This window comes from Microbacterium sp. CCNWLW41, from assembly GCF_037083505.1.
Genome location: NZ_JBAOJP010000012.1, coordinates 81,791 through 98,629 on the forward strand (window position 1 = coordinate 81,791; position 16,839 = coordinate 98,629).

12 protein-coding genes are annotated in these 16,839 nt (G+C 73.5%); 4 read left to right on the forward strand and 8 right to left on the reverse strand.

Going from position 1 to position 16,839, the window contains the following annotated elements:
• Positions 1-6: 6 nt before the first annotated feature.
• On the reverse strand, positions 7-1,362 hold the full coding sequence (locus V6R91_RS31820) for a polysaccharide biosynthesis tyrosine autokinase (RefSeq protein WP_271060701.1): 1,356 nt from the start codon (positions 1,360-1,362) through the stop codon (positions 7-9).
• Between the two features lie 170 nt (positions 1,363-1,532).
• Here V6R91_RS31820 and V6R91_RS31825 point away from each other — a divergent pair, with 170 nt between their 5' ends.
• Positions 1,533-2,840, forward strand: a complete 1,308-nt coding sequence (locus V6R91_RS31825) for a lipopolysaccharide biosynthesis protein (protein ID WP_336398686.1) — start codon at positions 1,533-1,535, stop codon at positions 2,838-2,840.
• A gap of 30 nt (positions 2,841-2,870) precedes the next feature.
• Here the strand turns inward: V6R91_RS31825 and V6R91_RS31830 are convergent, their stop codons facing one another.
• The 7 genes from V6R91_RS31830 to V6R91_RS31860 all read right to left on the reverse strand — a co-directional run bounded on the left by V6R91_RS31830 (position 2,871) and on the right by V6R91_RS31860 (position 13,344).
• Positions 2,871-4,154: a hypothetical protein gene (locus V6R91_RS31830; RefSeq protein WP_336398687.1), complete on the reverse strand. Its 1,284-nt coding sequence runs from the start codon at positions 4,152-4,154 to the stop codon at positions 2,871-2,873.
• A 113-nt stretch (positions 4,155-4,267) separates the two neighbouring features.
• Positions 4,268-9,202, reverse strand: a complete 4,935-nt coding sequence (locus tag V6R91_RS31835) for a PKD domain-containing protein (protein WP_336398688.1) — start codon at positions 9,200-9,202, stop codon at positions 4,268-4,270.
• A 1-nt stretch (position 9,203) separates the two neighbouring features.
• On the reverse strand, positions 9,204-9,797 hold the full coding sequence (locus V6R91_RS31840; RefSeq protein ID WP_271060697.1) for a hypothetical protein: 594 nt from the start codon (positions 9,795-9,797) through the stop codon (positions 9,204-9,206).
• Between the two features lie 104 nt (positions 9,798-9,901).
• Complete coding sequence (locus V6R91_RS31845) at positions 9,902-10,519, reverse strand: arsenate reductase/protein-tyrosine-phosphatase family protein (protein WP_336398689.1); 618 nt, start codon at positions 10,517-10,519, stop codon at positions 9,902-9,904.
• Positions 10,516-11,436, reverse strand: a complete 921-nt coding sequence (locus V6R91_RS31850) for a glycosyltransferase family 2 protein (protein ID WP_336398690.1) — start codon at positions 11,434-11,436, stop codon at positions 10,516-10,518. The genes V6R91_RS31845 and V6R91_RS31850 overlap by 4 nt, the downstream gene beginning before the upstream one ends.
• Positions 11,433-12,608, reverse strand: coding sequence for a glycosyltransferase (locus V6R91_RS31855; RefSeq protein ID WP_336398691.1), 1,176 nt, complete (start codon positions 12,606-12,608; stop codon positions 11,433-11,435). Before V6R91_RS31855 ends, V6R91_RS31850 begins: the two co-directional genes overlap by 4 nt.
• A 1-nt stretch (position 12,609) precedes the next feature.
• A complete protein-coding gene (locus V6R91_RS31860; RefSeq protein ID WP_336398692.1) occupies positions 12,610-13,344 on the reverse strand; it encodes a CDP-alcohol phosphatidyltransferase family protein in 735 nt (244 codons plus the stop codon).
• A 185-nt stretch (positions 13,345-13,529) separates the two neighbouring features.
• On the opposite strand from V6R91_RS31860, the gene V6R91_RS31865 reads away from it, so the two are divergent.
• Genes V6R91_RS31865 through V6R91_RS31875 form a run of 3 tightly spaced genes read left to right on the forward strand, consistent with a single transcriptional unit; the run spans position 13,530 to position 16,827 of the window.
• On the forward strand, positions 13,530-14,552 hold the full coding sequence (locus tag V6R91_RS31865; RefSeq protein ID WP_271059938.1) for a glycosyltransferase: 1,023 nt from the start codon (positions 13,530-13,532) through the stop codon (positions 14,550-14,552).
• A complete protein-coding gene (locus tag V6R91_RS31870; RefSeq protein ID WP_336398693.1) occupies positions 14,549-15,496 on the forward strand; it encodes a glycosyltransferase in 948 nt (315 codons plus the stop codon). The genes V6R91_RS31865 and V6R91_RS31870 overlap by 4 nt, the downstream gene beginning before the upstream one ends.
• A gap of 2 nt (positions 15,497-15,498) precedes the next feature.
• A complete protein-coding gene (locus V6R91_RS31875) occupies positions 15,499-16,827 on the forward strand; it encodes a phenylacetate--CoA ligase family protein (protein ID WP_336398694.1) in 1,329 nt (442 codons plus the stop codon).
• Positions 16,828-16,839 lie beyond the last annotated feature (12 nt).

Genomic DNA, 16,839 nt, shown 5'->3' on the forward strand with positions numbered 1-16,839 from the left:
AGCCGCTCAGTCCGTGTAGTAGCTCTGGCGTCCGCGTTCGAGGCGGACCTTGTTCAGCACGACCCCGACGATGCGCGCGCCCGCCGCCTCGAGCGAGCGCAGCGTCGCCGCGAGCTGCGCCCGGCGGGTCCGCGACGCGTCGACCACGACGATGACGCCGTCCGCGAGCGGGGCCAGGAGGTTGGTGTCCGCGACGGTCAGGACCGGCGGAGAATCGATGATGACGACGTCGTGCTCGGCGGCGGCGTCCGAGAGCATCGTCTCGAAGGCGTGCGAGGTGAGGATCGTCGCCGCGTTGGGCGGGACGTCGCCCGACAGCAGCAGGTCCGGACGGGACTCGTCGCCCTCGACCACCGCCTCCTCCAGCGTGAGGGTCCCGCGGACCACGTCCGTGAGCCCGGCCGCGGACTCGAGGCCGAAGATCTCCGCCGCGCGGGGTCGGCGCAGGTCCGCGTCGACCAGCAGCGCGTCCTCGCCGAGCTCGGCGAGCGTCGCGGCCAGGTTGGCCGAGAACGTCGACTTGCCCTCGCCGGGCGTCGCGGAGGTGACGAGGAGACGACGGGTGCCGCCGTCCAGGCTCGCGAAGGCGAGGGCCGACTGCACCCGCCGGAAGTCCTCGGCGACATGGCCCTTCGGCTCGCGGACGACGATGAGTCCCGTCTCGCCGCCCCGGACGCGGGTGACCGTGCCCAGCAGCGGCGCGTCGGTCACGGCGGCGAGCGCGCGCTCGTTGCGCACCCGCGTGTCCGCGACGGCGACCGCGAACGCCGCCAGGATGCCCACGACCAGCCCGAGGACGGCGGCGAGGACCGTGTCACGGGGCTTGTTCGGCGAGGACTGGAAGGCGGGCACGACTGCCTCGTCGATGATCGATGCGGTGATCGTCGGTGCGCCCTCCGGGCCCTTCGGCGCTACGTCCCGCACCACGTCGGACAGCTCCTGCGACACGGCGTTGGCGACCTCGGCGGCCTCCTTCGGATCCGGCGACGACGCCTTCACCTCGAGGATGGCGGTGTCCTGCGGGATGGTGATCGCGAGCGTCCGCGCGAGCTCGCGCGGCGTCGCGTCCAGCCCGAGGTCGTCGATGACGGCACCGAGGACGCGGGACGAGCTCGCGATCTGCGCGAAGGACAGCATCTGGCCCTGGGTGTACGTGGAGCCCTGGTTCAGGTCCGACGCACTGTTTCCCTGGTTCAGGGCGAAGAAGAGGGTCGCGCGGGACTCGAACTGCGGCGTCGTCGTCGCGGACACCGCGAACCCGGCGACACCGCCGAGGATCGTCAGCCCCACGATCAGATACCAGAACTTGGTCAGGGCGCCGACGACGCTCCCCAGCGTCCAGGCCGAGTTCTCCGACTTCACCGAAAGCCTCCGTTGCCGTCAGTCTCTCCCCCGGAGGAGCTGTGCTCCCCGCGCCCCCATGACGCGCTGACGGACCTCCGCACGATTCTACCGTCTGACCCGGCGATAGAATGTCCTTCGGCGTCGGATCGGGCGCGGGATGCCGTGGGGCGCGGCCTGTGGGGAGGGTCGTGAACGCACTCTGGTCGACAGCCGCACGCGTGGTCACCCTGGTGGTCTCGCTGATCTGCGGCGTGCTCTCGGCCCGCCTCGTCATCACGGAGGCGGGGGTGGAGCACTACGCCTTCCTCTCCCTGCTCGTCGCGATCCCCGGGCTCATCACCTTCAGCGACCTGGGCACCGGCGCGGCGATCGTCAACGCGCTCGCGGAGAGCGACGATCCCCGCTCCGACGAGCTGCTGCGGCGGAAGACCCGCAGCGTGATGCGGATCATGGCGGGAACCGCGGGAGTGCTGGCCACGCTGAACCTCGTGCTCCTGCTCACCGACGGATGGAGCGTCCTGCTCGGGGGAGGCGCCGAGGGGATCGAGAACGCCAGCCTGGCGGCCTTCTGCTGCACGGCGGTGCTCTGCCTGACCATCTGTCTGGGGATCTGGCAGCGCGTGCTCCTGGGGCTCGGCCGCAACCCGATCATCATCCTCCTCCAGGGGTTGATCTCCCCGGTCTCGCTCCTCATCGTGTGGCTGCTCCTGGGCACGGGGCTCGAGGGGGTGCGGCCGTTCCTCGCGATCGGGTCCTTCGCGGCGACGCTGCTCGTGGCGGCCCTCGGGTTCCTCGTCGCCGTCCGGCTGACCGGGCCCCTCCTGCCGGAGTCCCTGCGCGCCCTCCCGTTCCCCCGCCGCCACCCCGGGGCGAGGGTGATGGACGTCGGCTGGCCGATGCTCGCGCAGATGCTCACCGGTCCTCTCGCGATGACCGCGCCCCGGTACATCCTCGCCTTCTCCGCGTCCTCGCTCGCCATCGCCCAGTACGGCGTTGCGGGGCAGGTGTTCTTCGCGCTGCAGTCGCTGGTCTCCGCGACGGGGGTCGCCCTCTGGCCGCGTTTCGCCGCGCAGCGCAGGGCGGGACGCATCCGCGGAGGCCCCTTCCTGTTCGGGGCGGTCTTCGGCGCGCTGCTCGCGATCGCGACCCTGATGATCCTCCTCGTCGGCCCCTGGCTGTTCGGGCTCATCGCCGACGACCATGTGCCGATCACGTCCGGGATCATCCTGTCCTTCGGCACGATGGTGACGCTGCAGGCGGTGCTCTATCCGCTCGGGATGTTCATGATGGACGCCCCCGGCCTCCGCTTCCAGGTGCTCCCGTCGCTGCTCATGGCGGTCAGCACGGTGGGTCTCACCTTCGCCCTCGTGCCGCTCCTCGGCGTGTGCGCCCCGCCGCTCGCCAACGCGGCGAGCGTGCTGCTGTTCCAGATCGTCCCGTACGGGGTCTACATCCGCCGGCACCGCGCGCGGCTCTACGGGGCTCCCGCGGCCTGACCCGCGCCCCGGCGGCGGATCCTGCGGGGCTCAGCGCGCGGAACGGGTGAGCAGGGGTGCGTCGAGCGCGCCCCGCTCCCGGCCGAACAGGTCCGCCCCGTCGCCACCGGATGCGCGCAGGTCGCGCCACGCGACCGCGAGGCCGACGAGGAACCACAGGTACATCCCGAACTGCGTGATCAGCGCCACGGCGAACATGGTCGGCAGCTGCGCGGCCACGGCGACCGCCGCGGGAGTCGCCGTCCGGCGCCGGAGCACCATGACGGCGACGAGCAGCAGGGCCGCCATGAGTGCGAGCGAGGGCAGCCAGCCGAACCGCAAGGCGAAGACGAGGAAGGCGTTGTCCACCGAGTTGGCGTAGCTGCCGAGATAATCGCCGCCGACGGTGAGCCCCGTCCAGTCCCCCGCCGTGCCCATGAGCTGCACCTGCGAGATGAGCGCGAAGAGGCCGCCCCGGTAGTCCGCGCTGCCCCCGGCCTCGTCCCCGGCGTCGAGGAACACGCTGCCGATGAACGGGACGACGGCGACCGCGGCCGCGAGGCCGCCGCCGATCACCCACCACCGCAGCCGCGCGGGGATCCCCGGCAGGAGCACGAGGCCGAGCGCCACGGTCAGCACCAGGGTGATGATCCCGATCCGGCTGAACGTCATCACCGTGGCGCTCGCCACGGCTGCCAGCGCGAGCAGGCGCACGACGACCGGCCAGGGCACGACGAGGAGGAAGGCGGAGGTCATCGCCATGGCCGCCCCGAAGGCGATCGAGTGCCCCCATGCGCCCTCCACGCGCAGCAGGCCGCCACGGATCTGCAGGGGTCCCCACTCGGCGTACAGCGACTCGCTGAGCGGCGGGAGCTCCGAGAACACGTTGGTCCCGGTCGCGAACTCGATCACCGCCAGGACCGCGGCGGCCGTCGCGGCCGCCGCGAGGACCCGCACGACGAAGTCCGCGGACACGCGGGCGAGGACCAGCCGGCCCCAGACATACGGCAGGACCCATTCGAGTAGGGCGATGACGGTGGCGGAGAGCGTCGCGCCCTTCATCGCGAACAGCGCGACGATCAGGGTGACGAACACGGCCATCACCGCATCCACGGGGTGCAACCGGATGTCACTGAGCCCCGCGACCACCGCGAGGAGCGTGATCGCCGTGACCACGGACCAGAAGAAGCCCACGTTCGCGCCGACCCAGACCGGGAGGAAGAACAGCGCCAGGGCCCAGGCGATCACCGTCGCCCGAGGGGCGGCGCGGAACAGCAGGAGCGCGAGCACGGCGGAGCAGGCGCCGACGGCGGCCAGGACGAGATTCCCGCCCATCACCCCGCGGCTCCCTCTGCATGCTCCGGCACCATGGCGTGCTCCAGCCCCGTGCGCTCCGACATCAGCCCGAGCCTATCCGCCGCCGGGCCGACGGCCCGCGGCGGATAGGCTCACCCGAGATCCGTGACCCGGAGGTTGTCGACCGTGATCAGCGAGAGGGTCGTGGCCGCTCCGGAGCGGTTGGTGTGCACGCCGACGGTCCCGGCGGCGTCCAGGCCTGCGGCGTCCGTCGCGGTGGCCTGCCAGCCCGCCGGCTCCTCCGTGCCCGCTCGCCAGACCTTGGCGGAGACGGCGGTCGACGCGCCACCGGTCACCTGAACCTTGAGCGAGAACACATCGCCGGCGGCGCGGATCAGCCCCGGGACGCGCTGGGCGGTCAGCACCGTGGATCCCCTCTGGACGACGACCCACACGCTGGCGTCGGTGTGCAGCCACAGGCGGACCGTGTAGTTGTCCGTGGCGCTGGCGCGGGCGACGAGCCCGGCGTATCCGGAACCGGTGCCCGGCGCCGCGTCGCTGCCGATGTCCGCCGTCAGCTCCACGTCGTGCAGCGAGACGCCGTTCAGCATGAGGTTGCGCGTGTCGCCGGGGGCGAGGGAGACCTTTCCGACGCCGTCCGCCACCGAGGCCGCGGCGGCGGAGCCGTAGAGCACGCTCCAGGCGCCGCCGAGGTCGGCGGTCCCCCATCCGGTCGGCGTCGTCCGGCCGAAGTCGTCGGACGCGATCGGGCTCCCCGCCGGGTTCGGGTCCTCGTCGGAGACCGTGACCTCCTGCGTCGTGGTCCCCGTCGCTCCCTTGTCGTCGGTCACCGTGAGCGTCACCGTGTAGGTGCCCGCCGCCGCGTAGGCATGCGTCGCCGTCGCTCCCGCGTCCGCGGGGGTGCCGTCGCCCCAATCCCAGGCGTACGCGGCGACGGTGCCGTCCGCGTCGGTGGACCCGGAGCCGTCGACGGTCGCCGTGAGCCCCGCCGCCGTCGCGGTGAAGGCCGCGACCGGCGGCTGGTTGCCCGGCGGCTCCTCGGCCGCGGCGACCGTGACGGCCTGGGCGGCCGTGGCCGTCGCGCCCTTGTCGTCCGTGACCGTCAGCGTGACCGTGTAGGTCCCCGCCGCCGCGTAGTCGTGCGTGGCGGCGGCACCGGAGCCGTCCGGGGATCCGTCGCCCCAGTTCCAGGCGAAGGACGCGATCGACCCGTCGGGATCGGTGGATCCCGAACCGTCCGCCGCGACCGTGAGCCCCGTCGCCGTCGCCGTCATCGCGGCGACGGGCGGCTGGTTCGGCGCCGGAGTGGTGTCGACCACGCGGAGCCCGTCGAAGGAGAACGCGCCGGTCGTCGTGGCGGCGCCCCCGCGGGACGCGTGCAGGCTGATCCACCCGGCCTGCTGCAGCGCCGCGGTGGAGTCGGTCGCGGTGATCTGCCATGACCCCGGCTCCGCCGCGCCGTCCTTCCAGGTCTTCGCCGAGATCGTCGTCGGCGAGGTCCCGGAGACCTCCACCCGGAGGCGGAAGACGTCCCCCGCGGCCCACGGCGTGCCGAGCGCCTTCGTGGCGAGGATCGTGCCGCTGCGCTGGATCACCAGCCACAGCGTGCCATCGGAGCGCTGCCAGACCCGCGTCAGGTAGTCGGCGTTCGCGGACTGGCGAGCGGCTACCCCGACGTACGATCCGCCCGTGGAGGGCGCCTGGTCGAGCGAGTAGGACACGTCGATCACGGCGTTGGTGAGCGGCGTCGACGCCAGCGCCATGTTGCGCGTCTGCCCCGCAGGCAGGGTCAGCACGCCGCGTCCGCCCGAGACCGAGCCGTTCGTCGCCGACCCGTACATGGCCGAGTAGGTCCCGCCCACCTCGGCGGCTCCCCATCCCGAGGGGACCGAGCGCTCGAAGTCGTCGCGGACGGCGAAGACGCGATCCTCGACCGTGACGTCCCGGGTCTTGGTCGCCGCGGCGCCGATCGAGTCCGTGACGGTCAGCGTCACGGTGTACGCACCCGGTGCGGCGTAGGCGTGCTGGGCGGTGACGCCCTCGGAGGTCTCCCCGTCACCCCAGTCCCATGCGAACCCGAGCGTCGCGCCGTCCGAAGCCGAGGAGCCGGAAGCGTCCGCGGACACGGTCAGCGCCTCCGCGGCGAGCGCGAACGAGGCGACCGGATCGGCGTGCGTCACCGTGACCGGGACGGCCTTCGTGGCCACCCCGCCGCGGTCGTCCGTGACGGTCAGGGTGACGGTGTAGTCGCCAGGCGCCGCGTAGGCGTGCGTCGCCGACGCGCCGGTGCCGTGCCCGGTGTCGTCGCCCCAGTCCCAGTCGTAGCCGACGACCTGGCCGTCGGTGTCGGTCGATCCGGTTCCGTCGGCGGCGACGGTGAGCCCCGTGGCGGACACGGTCGCCGACGCGGTCGGCGGCACGTTCGGCGCCTTGGCGACCACCTTCTGCGAGACCGTCCCGGTGAGCCCGCGCTGGTCCGTGACCGTGAGAGTCACGGTGTACTCCCCCGGCGCGGCGTACGTGTGCGTCGCCGTGGCGCCGGTGCCGTTCGCCGTGCCGTCGCCCCACGCCCACGAGTAGGAGGTGATCGGCGAGCCGTCCCCGGGCTGCGACGCCGACGCATCGACGCTCAGCCCGAGATCCTGCGCCGTGGGCGTGAAGGCCGCCGTCGGCGCCGTCATCGCGAGCCCGGTCGCCCGGTGGGTCGAGACCTGCGAGGCGGTCAGCGCGGTGGCGTACACCGCCACCTCGTCGACGGTGCCGGCGAAGTACGCCGAGCTCGGGGCATTCGGCCAGCTCGACAGGGTGTCGCCTCCGATCCGCCAGTATCCCGAGTACACGTCACCGGTGGTCACCGCGGCGTTCTGCGCGACGAGCTTGCCGTCCACGTAGAGCGCCATGCCCGCCGCGCTCTGCGAGGCCACGAGGTGATGCCACGCGTTGTCGTTGTAGGACGCGGTCGAGCTGATGGTCGCCGTGCTGCCCGGGTAGACGCCGAACGTGAGGCGGCCGTTGTTCTGCATGTACACGTGGCGGTCGTACTGGGAGGACGAGGACGTCCGGGAGTTGCCGAACCCGATGAGCTTGCCGCCCCGGGTCGTGTTCGTCTTGAACCACAGCTCCACGGAGAAGTCGTTGTCCGCGGTCCGCGCGTTCGTGCTGCTGACGCGGCCGCTGGAGGTCCCGCTCAGCTTGGTCGCGCGCTCGCCGGTGACACCCGCCACCGCGCCGGGCGAGGTGCTCGTCGCCCCCGTGCCGAACAGCGGCGGGTTCGTCCCCGCCCAGTCCTTGGTGTCGTTCCCGAGCGGGTAGTACAGCTCGGCGCCGTCGTTGAGGACCATGTCCGCGTACGGCGACGAGACGCCGGCCCCCGCCGCCGCGGTGGTGCTCGAGCTGGTGACGGCGTTGCCGTCCCCGTCGACGGCGCGCACGGTGTAGGTGTAGCTCGCCCCGGCCGTGAGGCCGGCGTCGTCGAGCGATACGCTTCCGGTCATCCACCACCCCGACGGCATGGTCTTGCGCGCCACCGGCTCGGCGACGCCCTCGCGCAGGAGCTCGTAGGTGAGGTCCCGGTCGTCGCGGTCCCAGTTCAGCGGGACGGTCACCCGGGTGCGTCCCGGGCCGCTCGTCGCTCCGGTCGCGGTCCACGAGGAGCCCGACAGCCGCGGGCCCTGCTTCGCGCCGGTCGCCGGCTTCGTGGAGAAGCGCACGATGCCCTGGAAGCGCTGGTTGTTCACGCTCGTGAACTCGCCGGCGACCGAGATGTAGTCCCCGGAACCGGTGATCGACAGGCCAGCCTGACCGAGCCCCGACGCGGTGCCCACGGTGAAGTCGGGATACCACGCGTAGGCCGACGGCGAGGGGGTCCCGCTCCAGTCGGCGTAAAGGCTGCCCGCGCTCTCGCTGCGGGTCAGCGTGCCGCGCGCGTCGGTCGTGTAGGCCTCGATGTAACGATAGGCGCGGGGGTTCTGCTCCGGCCACAGGTTCGTGGTCTCGCACGCGTGCGTGTGCGAGGTGGCGTAGACGGTCTTGCCCGTCGAGTACACGCCGTAGTGGTCGCCGTGGCAGTCCGAGACCCACCGGACCGACCCGGTCCCCGCGTTGGCGGCGAAGACGCCCTCCAGGTTCCCGACGTCCGCGGTCGCGTACACCCAGCCGGTGCCGTAGACGGCGCTGTCGTCCGTGGCCAGCGTGAAGATCCCGGCCTTGCCCGCGGACGTCCCCGACGAGACGCCGTTCTTCACCGTCTTCGGCGCCAGCCAGCCGGTGTCGATGCCTCCGGTCGTCGGGTCCAGCGCGACGAGTCCGCGCTGGGTCACGCCGTTGACGGTGCCGAAGCGCCCGGCGGCGACGATGTGCGCCCCGCCCGGCTCGACGACGATCGCGTCGGACTGGAGATCGGTCGTGGGCGCCCAGGATCGCAGAGCCCCGTTCGAGGAGGCGAACGCGGCGAGGTTCTTGCGGGCCACGCCGTTGGCCTGGGTGAAGGATCCCGCGACGTAGACCGAGTCCGCCGTCACCGCGATGCCGAAGACCCCGGTGCCGCCGACGGCGGGAGAGAAGCCGGGCACGAGCTCGCCGGTGCGGGCGTCGAGCGCCGCCAGCCCCCAGCGCGCCTGTCCGTTGACCTGGTTGAAGGACCCCCCGATGTAGATCCGGCTCCCGTCCGGCGATGCGGCGACCGCCTTCACCACCCCGTTGACCTGCGGCGCGAAGGGCAGCAGGTCGCCGGTCGTGATGTCGTAAGCGAGGACGTTGGCCCGCGGCGTCAGCTGCGTGCCGGGGTCCGCCTGGGGCGCCCGCGCGTTCGAGAAGCTGCCCACGGCGTAGACGGCGTTCCCGATCGTCGCCTGCGCCCAGACGTAGCCGGAGTCGATCTGCACGGTCGGCTGCGGATCGGCCGTCGCCACGTCGCCGTTGCGCTGCTCGAACGGTGCCTTGGTCGTCGGGACGGGCTCGATCGCGGAGGCGGCCGTCGGTGCGGAGGCGAGGGCGCCCAGCGCGAGGGCGGCGGCCACGAGGCCGCCCAGGGCGGTGCGGAGGCCGGGACGGCGGGTGTTCGCCATGTCAGGAGACCTTTCCGGTGAAGACGGCGACCGGTTCACCGGCGGCGTAGTTGACGGAGACGACGACGTCGCGACCCGCGGCCTCGTCGAGCATGAAGACGTACGAGGCGGTCTTGGCGTCGCCCGGCGCGATGGCGCCGGCGAACGGATCGGGCTCGCCCGCCGAGGTGCCGATCCCGAGCGCGCCGTCCGCGGCGACGACGGAGACGACGGCGGACTCGACGGTCTGGTCCTCGGTGGAGTCGTTGGTGGCGGTGACGGTGACCCGCACCGCCGATCCGGAGACCTCGCCGGGCGTCTCGGCCGTGACCTCGATGGCCTCGACCGTGTCGATGCGCAGCGTGACCCCGGTGTCGAACGCGATCGGCTGGTCCAGCGGAGCCTCCTGCGTCGGCAGCGGCGCCGGCTCCAGCGGCCCGTCCGTCGGCGTCGGATCCGCGCCCGGCGGAAGGATGGACGAGGCGCTCGGCGACGGTTCGGCCGAGGCCGACGGCGTCGCGCCGGCGCCCGAGACGGGCGCCGCGAAGCAGCCCGCGAGCGCGGGCATGGCGAGCGCGGTGATGATGATGGCGATCGACGCCGACGACGAGCGCACGGCTCGACGCGTGCACCTTTGACGGTCCACGAGAGTCCCCAGTTTTCTGTTCCCCAGTAAGCGGCCCCCACGACCGCTGTCCGGAGCTTACCGCACCGACGCCCTTAAGGCGATACCGATATGTCGATCAGGAGCCCGGCGATCCGGCCGGAGGTCTCGACGACGTCCTGGACGGTCTGCTCGTGCGCGGCTCCTCCGAGGACATGTCCGTCCCGGATGTCGAGCGGATCCGTGTCGCGCCGACGGAGGAAGGAGCGGCGCGCCCCCGGCAGAGGACGCAGTCCGCGGCGTGCGTCGAGGGCCTCGGCGAGCGCCGTCACGGCATCCCTGCCCTCTCCCGGCGGGAGCGTCATCCCGTCGGCGAGCCACAGCGCCTCGCGCACGGTGAACACCCGTCGGCGCGCGGTGGGCGACAGGGACACCGCGCCCGCGCGCACGGCGCGGGACGCCGTCAGCACCAGGGCGGCGGCATCGAGGTCGGCCGCGTCCACCGGACGGGAGCGGTGGGCGGAGGTCCGGTCGGCCCAGTCCTGGTCGGTCTCGACGCGACGCACACGGCTGCACACGGCATGCCCGCCCTCGGCGCGGACCCCCGCGCTGGCGACCTCGACGTCCGCGAGCGCCTCGTGCCCGCCGAGGCGACGGGCGATCACGAGCTCCGCGAGAGGCGAACGGCACACGTTCGCCTCGCACAGCAGGAGGAGATCCGCCCGACCCGTCACGCCGGCGCCTTCCGCGTCGGGGGCGGGGTGCGCAGCAGACGCCGGCCGTCCCGGACGCCGCGCAGCAGGGCGCGCCACGGCGCGGCCGACGTCACGAGCTGCCGGCGTCCGCCCTGGAGCAGCACCCCGTAGCCGACCCGCACCGCCGAGCGCCGCCAGCGCGCTCCGGTCGCGGCGTCCAGGTGCTTACGGGCGTAGAGCAGGCGGTTGCGGATGTTGAAGTAGTAGTACGTCGACGACTTCGCGCGACCGCGGCGCTCCTCGTCATGGGTGCCGCCCTCGTCGTGGACGACCTCGGCGTCCGACATCCGCAGCTCGCCGCCGGCGTCGAGGACGCGGTGCGAGAGGTCGATGTCCTCCCAGTAGAGGAAGTACTCCTCGTCGAAGCCGCCGACCCGGCGCCACAGCTCTGCACCGATGGCGAAGCACGCCCCCGTCGCCCAGGGACGCGACGGCCGTCCGGCGTTCGCCGCCCGCGCGCGTGCGCCGGCCGTCGTGCCGTCGTCGAGATACAGGTCCGCCCCGTCGAACCAGCTGCGGCCCGTGCTCGTGCGGATGCGGGGGGAGACCAGCGCATCCGTCCCGACCGCCTCCCGCACCAGCCGTTCGAGGTCCTCCCGGGCGATGCGGGCGTCGGGGTTGAGCGGCACGAGGACCTCGGCACCGGCGGCGAGCGCATGGGCGGCGCCGGCGTTGGTCCCGCCGCCGTAGCCGCGGTTCTCGTCCAGCGGGACGAAATCGGCGCCGAGCCGTCGCGCGGCCTCCTCGACGCGTCGTCTCTCCTCGGCCGAGCTGAAGCAGTCGACGATCACCAGGCGGCCCTCCTGCGGGAGATCCAGCGCGGCGGCGTTGGCCTCGAGGAGGGCGGCGGAGGCGAAGTTCACGGTCACGACCGCGAATCCCGGCAGCGCGCTCATGCCCGGACCGCCCGTCGCCCGGCGACCGCGTACGCGTCGGCCAGAGCGGTCGCCGCGGCGTCCCACCCGAGCCGGTCGCGATCCTCCAGGCACGCCGCGCGCATCCGGGCCCGCAGGGCCGGGTCGCGATGCAGGAGGTCGAGATGCGCCGTGAGCGTCGCTGTGTCGCCCGCCTCGTGCAGCAGCGCGTGCACGCCGTCGGTCGCGAACGCCCCGGCCTGCCGCGACACGAGCGGGATGCAGCCGGCGGCCTGCGCCTCGTAGGTCACGATGGCGCTGCCCTCCTCCACGGACGGCAGCAGCAGCACGTCGGCGTCCGCGAGGAGCGCCGACGGGTCCTCGACGAACCCCGCCTCCACGACGCCCCTGGCCCCTCGCAGGTCCGCGAGCCGCTCGCGATAGCCGTCCATCCACCGGCCGGCGATCGTGAGGGTCCCGTCCTCGGACGCGGCGCTGTCGGCCCAGCTGCGGAGCGCGTGATGCACGCCCTTTCGCGGCTCGACCGCCCCGAGGAAGACGGCTCGCAGCGGACGGTCCGGATCATCGCGAGGCGGGACGGGTCCGGGATCGCACCCGTATCGGTGACGCACGACCCGGTCGGGCGCGAACCCGCGGTCGAGGAAGGACGCGGCGACGGCGTCCGACGGGGCGAGGATCGCGTCCGCCAGCTCCCATTCGCGCTGCTCGGCGGCGAGATGCGCAGGGTCGCGGCGGTGGGAGTTCCCGGCCGGGATCCCGAGACCGAGCCGCGCGGCCTCCTGCTCGACGACGTCGTAGGCGTGACCGGTGTGCGTGTTCGGCGCCTCTCGCACGACGGTCGTCCCGCGCTCCCGCGCCGCCCGCATGGTCCGGATGCCGGACAGCGGCCACGCGTGCAGCACGTCGAGCGGGGCGTCCCGATGCAAGCGCCGGAGCCAGCGCGCCGCGCGCCGATCGTGGATCGCGGCGCGCGCGCCCGTCGCTCGGAGGAGCCGCGCGGGGATCCGCCGCCCCGCGAGACGGAGGGTCTCGTGGACCGTCACCCGCGGGTCGAGCCCCGCTCCCGCCGCGACGAGGGGAGCGGCGACGAACACCTCGTGGCCGAGCGCGGCCAGCCCCTCGGCCTGGCGCTGCGCCGTGCGGCCGACGCCGACGCGGCCGAGCGCGTAGGGGAAGGAGAGGAGGACGCGCACGTCAGGCCCCGTCGCCGTCGAGCGCGCGGATCTCCCGGAACCACCGCACGGCGGCGAGCACGAGGAACGCCCCGGAGGCCGCCGCGAGCGCCGTGTAGGCGACGAGGAAGCCCGTCGTCCACCCCCACAGCACGAAGACCAGGCAGACCACCCCGAAGTCGGTGGGCAGGAGCAGCATCGACCGGCCGAGCGTCCCGCCGCCGCGCCGATGCGTGGACGCGACGCCCTTCTTGCCCTTGAGCAGATCGTTCAGCAGCATGCCGAAGAACGTCACGACGGCGATCACGCTGTAGGCCAGCGGGACCAGTGCCCACGGCGTGCCGCCGACGGGCGTGCGCAGCCAGAGCGCCGCGAGGACCACCAGATGCAGGGCGGCGATCTTCACCGCGTCGACGAAGTGGTCCAGCCATTCGCCGGACAGCGACCCGCCGCCGCGGAGACGCGCGAGCTGCCCGTCGGCGGAGTCCCACGCATAGCCGAGCACGAGCAGGACGGCGACGAGGATCCCGGTCCACGCCGTCGCCGGAAGCGCGATGAGCAGGACCAGTGCGGCAGCGGTGTTCAGCGCACTGATCCCGGTGACGGCGTTCGGCGTCCAGCCCGCCCGGAACGCGAACGCGGCGAGCGCGCGCCCCAGGCGGCGGTTGACGTACACGGAGTACGCCGGTGCCCCGCGCGCGTGCCCCTTCTGCGCGGAGGCGAGCCGTCGATAGGCGACGGCAAGCGAATCGGTCATCGTGGCTCCCCAGTCCAGATCCCTGCGCACCGCTCCCCAGTGGCGCGCTCTGTGCAGATCCTAGGGCTTCGGGGCCCGGACCGCGAGTCCGGGCGCCGCCTCGTCGTCGCGCCGAGCCCCGCGTGCTGGCAGACTGTGCGGTTATGGGGAACGGTTCTGGGGATTCCGCGCGCCCGATTCGCGCCATGCAGTCGTTCGGCGCACCACGGCCGACGAGCAACCCGTACATCCACATGCTGGATGCGGCGCTGGCGCGCACGCCGGGCGTGGAGCATCTGCGCTTCGACCGCCGGCGCGCCCTCCTCGGCCGGATCGACGTGCTCCAGTTCCACTGGCCGGAGACGCTGTTCGGGACGGCGACGGGCGTGAAGCGCCTCGCCCGCCGCGCATACGCCGCCGCCCTCGGCGCACGCCTCGCGCTCGGCCGGGTCGCGGTCGTGCGCACCGTCCACAACGTGGAGCTCCCGCAGGACGTGTCCGGGTGGGAGCGGCGGTACCTGGAGTGGATCGAGCGGCGCACGGACCACCGCATCGTGCTCAACGAGCAGACGGCGCTCCCGGACGATCTGCCGCGCACCCTCATCCCGCACGGCCACTACCGCGACTGGTTCGCCGACGTGGCGCCGGTCGAGCCCGCGCCGCGCACGCTGGGCTTCGTCGGGCTCGTGCGGCGCTACAAGGGGGTGGAGACCCTCATCGACGCGTTCTCCGCGACCGCGGAGGAGGCCCCCGACCTCCGGCTGAGCGTGGCCGGAAACCCGTCCAGCCCCGAGCTCGCGGCGGAGGTGCGGCGGCGGGCGGAGGCGGATCCGCGCATCGCCCTGGACCTGCGCTACCTCACCGAGCCCGACTTCGCCCGCGCCGTCATGGGCAGCGCGGGGATCGTGCTGCCCTACCGGTTCATGCACAACTCCGGCACGGTGCTGGCGGCGCTGTCCCTGGGCCGACCGGTGCTGGTGCCGCGGACCGAGGTCAACCTCGCGCTGTCGGCGGAGGTCGGCCCGGGATGGATCACCGTCTTCGACGACGAGCTGACGGCCGACGACCTCCTGGCCTTCGCGGACCGGGTCCGCACGCCGCCCGCCGAGGCGCCCGACCTCGGCGCCCGCGGCTGGGAGGAGGCCGGGGCCGCGCACCGGGAGGCGTTCCGGCGCGCCGTCCGCGCCCGCGGCGTCCGCGGACGTCGCACCCCGCGGAGGACCCGATGACGAATCCGCCCCCGATCCTCCTGGCGATCCCGACGTACCGACGGACGGAGCTCCTGCCGCCGCTGATCGAGGTCCTGCGCGCCGAGGGCGGGACCGTGGCGCACCCCACGAGGATCCTCGTGGTCGACAACGACCCGGACCGCTCCGCGGAGCCCGTCGCCGAGGAGGCCGGCGTCGCGTACCTCGCCGAGGCCCGCCCGGGAATCGCCGCGGTCCGGCAGGCGGCCCTCGACGCCGCGGCGGCGGACGAGCTGGTCGTGATGATCGACGACGACGTGATGCCCGAGCCGGGATGGCTCGCCGGGCTGGTCGACGTGTGGACCGCGGTCCGCCCCACCGCCGTGGTCGGCTTCGTCCGTTACGTGTGGCCGGAGGGCACCGATCCGTGGATCGCCGCCGGCGGGTTCCTGCGCCGGAACCGTCCGCCCAGCGGGACGCTCCTGTCGTCGCTGTCGACGGGGAGCGTGCTGTTCGACGCGGCGGAGATGCGTCGCCTCGGCGTCGCGTTCGACCGCACCCTCGGCCTCGTCGGCGGCGAGGACATGCTGCTCGGGCGCGATCTGCTCGCCCGCGGGGGCACGATCGCCGCCGCCTCCGACTCCGTCGCGCGCGACGAGATCCCGGAGAGCCGGGCGACCCGGGCGTTCGTCCGCCGCCGGACGATCTCCCAGGGCCAGGCGCGCACGGCGATCCTCACGCGGGACGGCTCGGTCCTGCGCCGGCTCGCCGCCCGGACGCTGGCGCTCGGCGGCGGTGTCGTGCGGCTGGCGGCGTTCGGCACCGGCGCCGCGCTCGCGGCGCTGCGCCGGGACGTCGCCGCGAACGCTGTCCTGCGCCGCCGCACCTGGTTCGCCCAGGGGCGCATCCTCGGCGCCGTCGGCCGCATCACCCCCGAGTACGCGCGGCCCGTCCCGGCCGCGCGCGATCCCCGAGAGGAGGCGTAGCCATGTCGCTGAAGAGCGTGATGTTCGACCTCAAGGCCGCCACCGTCCGCCGCCGCGTCGGGCGGTTCCACCGCGAGCTCCTGGCCCACGAGCGCATGGGCGTCGAGGAGCTCGCCGCCCTCCAGGACCAGCGCGCCGCCCGGCTGGCGGCGTTCGCGATGGACGCCTCGCCGTTCTACCGGCGCGTCTACGGCGAACGCGGCGTGGACCCGCGGGCACTCGTCGACCGCGAGGCGTGGCAGGAGCTCCCGATCCTCGATCGCGCGACCGTGAAGGAGCACGGCGCCGAGTTCCCGACGCCGGAGGCCGTCGGCGCGAACGTGCGCCCCGCGGTGACCGGAGGGAGCACGGGCGAGCCGCTGCGGACGATGCACGACGCCCGGGTCCCCTCGCTGGCGCTGAGCTGGCGGATGTACTCGTGGTGGGGCATCCGGCCGTACGACGACCTCGCACGGATCGGGCGGTGGAGCTTCGGCCGCCTCGACACCCTCAAGAACGACGTGTCCTGGTGGCCCACCCGTCAGCGCTACCTCGACGCCGGCCTGATCTCCGCCGAGACGATGACGGCCTTCCACCGCGACCTCACCCGCGTGCGTCCCCGCCTGTTCGAGGGCTACGTGGGCGCCATGCTGGAGTTCGCCGACTTCCTGGAGAGCCGGGGGCTGACGATCCCTCCCCCCGTCGCGATCGCGACGACCGCCGCACCCCTCACCGCCCCGGTGCGCGCGCGCCTCGAGTCGGTGTTCGGCGCGCCCGTGTACGACGAGTACCGCGGCTCGGAGTTCGGCTGGATGGCCGGCGAGTGCGAACGGCGCGACGGCCTGCACGTCTTCAGCGACGTCCGGCGGATCGAGGTCGTCGACGCGGACGGTCGCCCTGCCGCGCCGGGCGAGCTCGGGGACCTCGTCATCACGGACCTCGCCAACCGGGTCTTCCCGATGATCCGCTACCGCACCGGGGACCGCGGCATCCTCCGCGCCGAGCCGTGCGCGTGCGGCCGGGCCCTGCCGCTCATGGAGCAGCCCCAGGGCAGGACGACCGACCTCATCCGCCTGCCCAGCGGCGCGGTGCTCGCGCACCGGCTGATGGGGATGTTCGGCGAGCACCCGGAGTCGGTGCGGCTGTTCCAGATCCACCAGCAGTCCGACTACTCGATCGTCGTCCGCGTCGTCCTGGGCGACGGGGCCGACGCCCGGTCGCAGGTGGAGTCGGCGGTCGCCGCGCTCCGCGACCGGATCGCAGACGAGGTGCCGGTCCGGACCGAGGTCGTGGAGGCGCTCCCCTACACCGGGGGCAAGACGAAGTACGTCATCAGCGACGTCCCGAGCTGATCCCTCCGCCCG

Bases quoted from the DNA above. Each gene is read 5' to 3' on its own strand.
- V6R91_RS31850 (WP_336398690.1), bottom strand. From the start codon at position 11,436: ATGAGCGCGCTGCCGGGATTCGCGGTCGTGACCGTGAACTTCGCCTCC.
- V6R91_RS31860 (WP_336398692.1), bottom strand. From the start codon at position 13,344: ATGACCGATTCGCTTGCCGTCGCCTATCGACGGCTCGCCTCCGCGCAG.
- V6R91_RS31835 (WP_336398688.1), bottom strand. From the start codon at position 9,202: ATGGCGAACACCCGCCGTCCCGGCCTCCGCACCGCCCTGGGCGGCCTC.
- V6R91_RS31875 (WP_336398694.1), top strand. From the start codon at position 15,499: ATGTCGCTGAAGAGCGTGATGTTCGACCTCAAGGCCGCCACCGTCCGC.
- V6R91_RS31830 (WP_336398687.1), bottom strand. From the start codon at position 4,154: ATGGGCGGGAATCTCGTCCTGGCCGCCGTCGGCGCCTGCTCCGCCGTG.
- V6R91_RS31865 (WP_271059938.1), top strand. From the start codon at position 13,530: ATGCAGTCGTTCGGCGCACCACGGCCGACGAGCAACCCGTACATCCAC.
- V6R91_RS31870 (WP_336398693.1), top strand. From the start codon at position 14,549: ATGACGAATCCGCCCCCGATCCTCCTGGCGATCCCGACGTACCGACGG.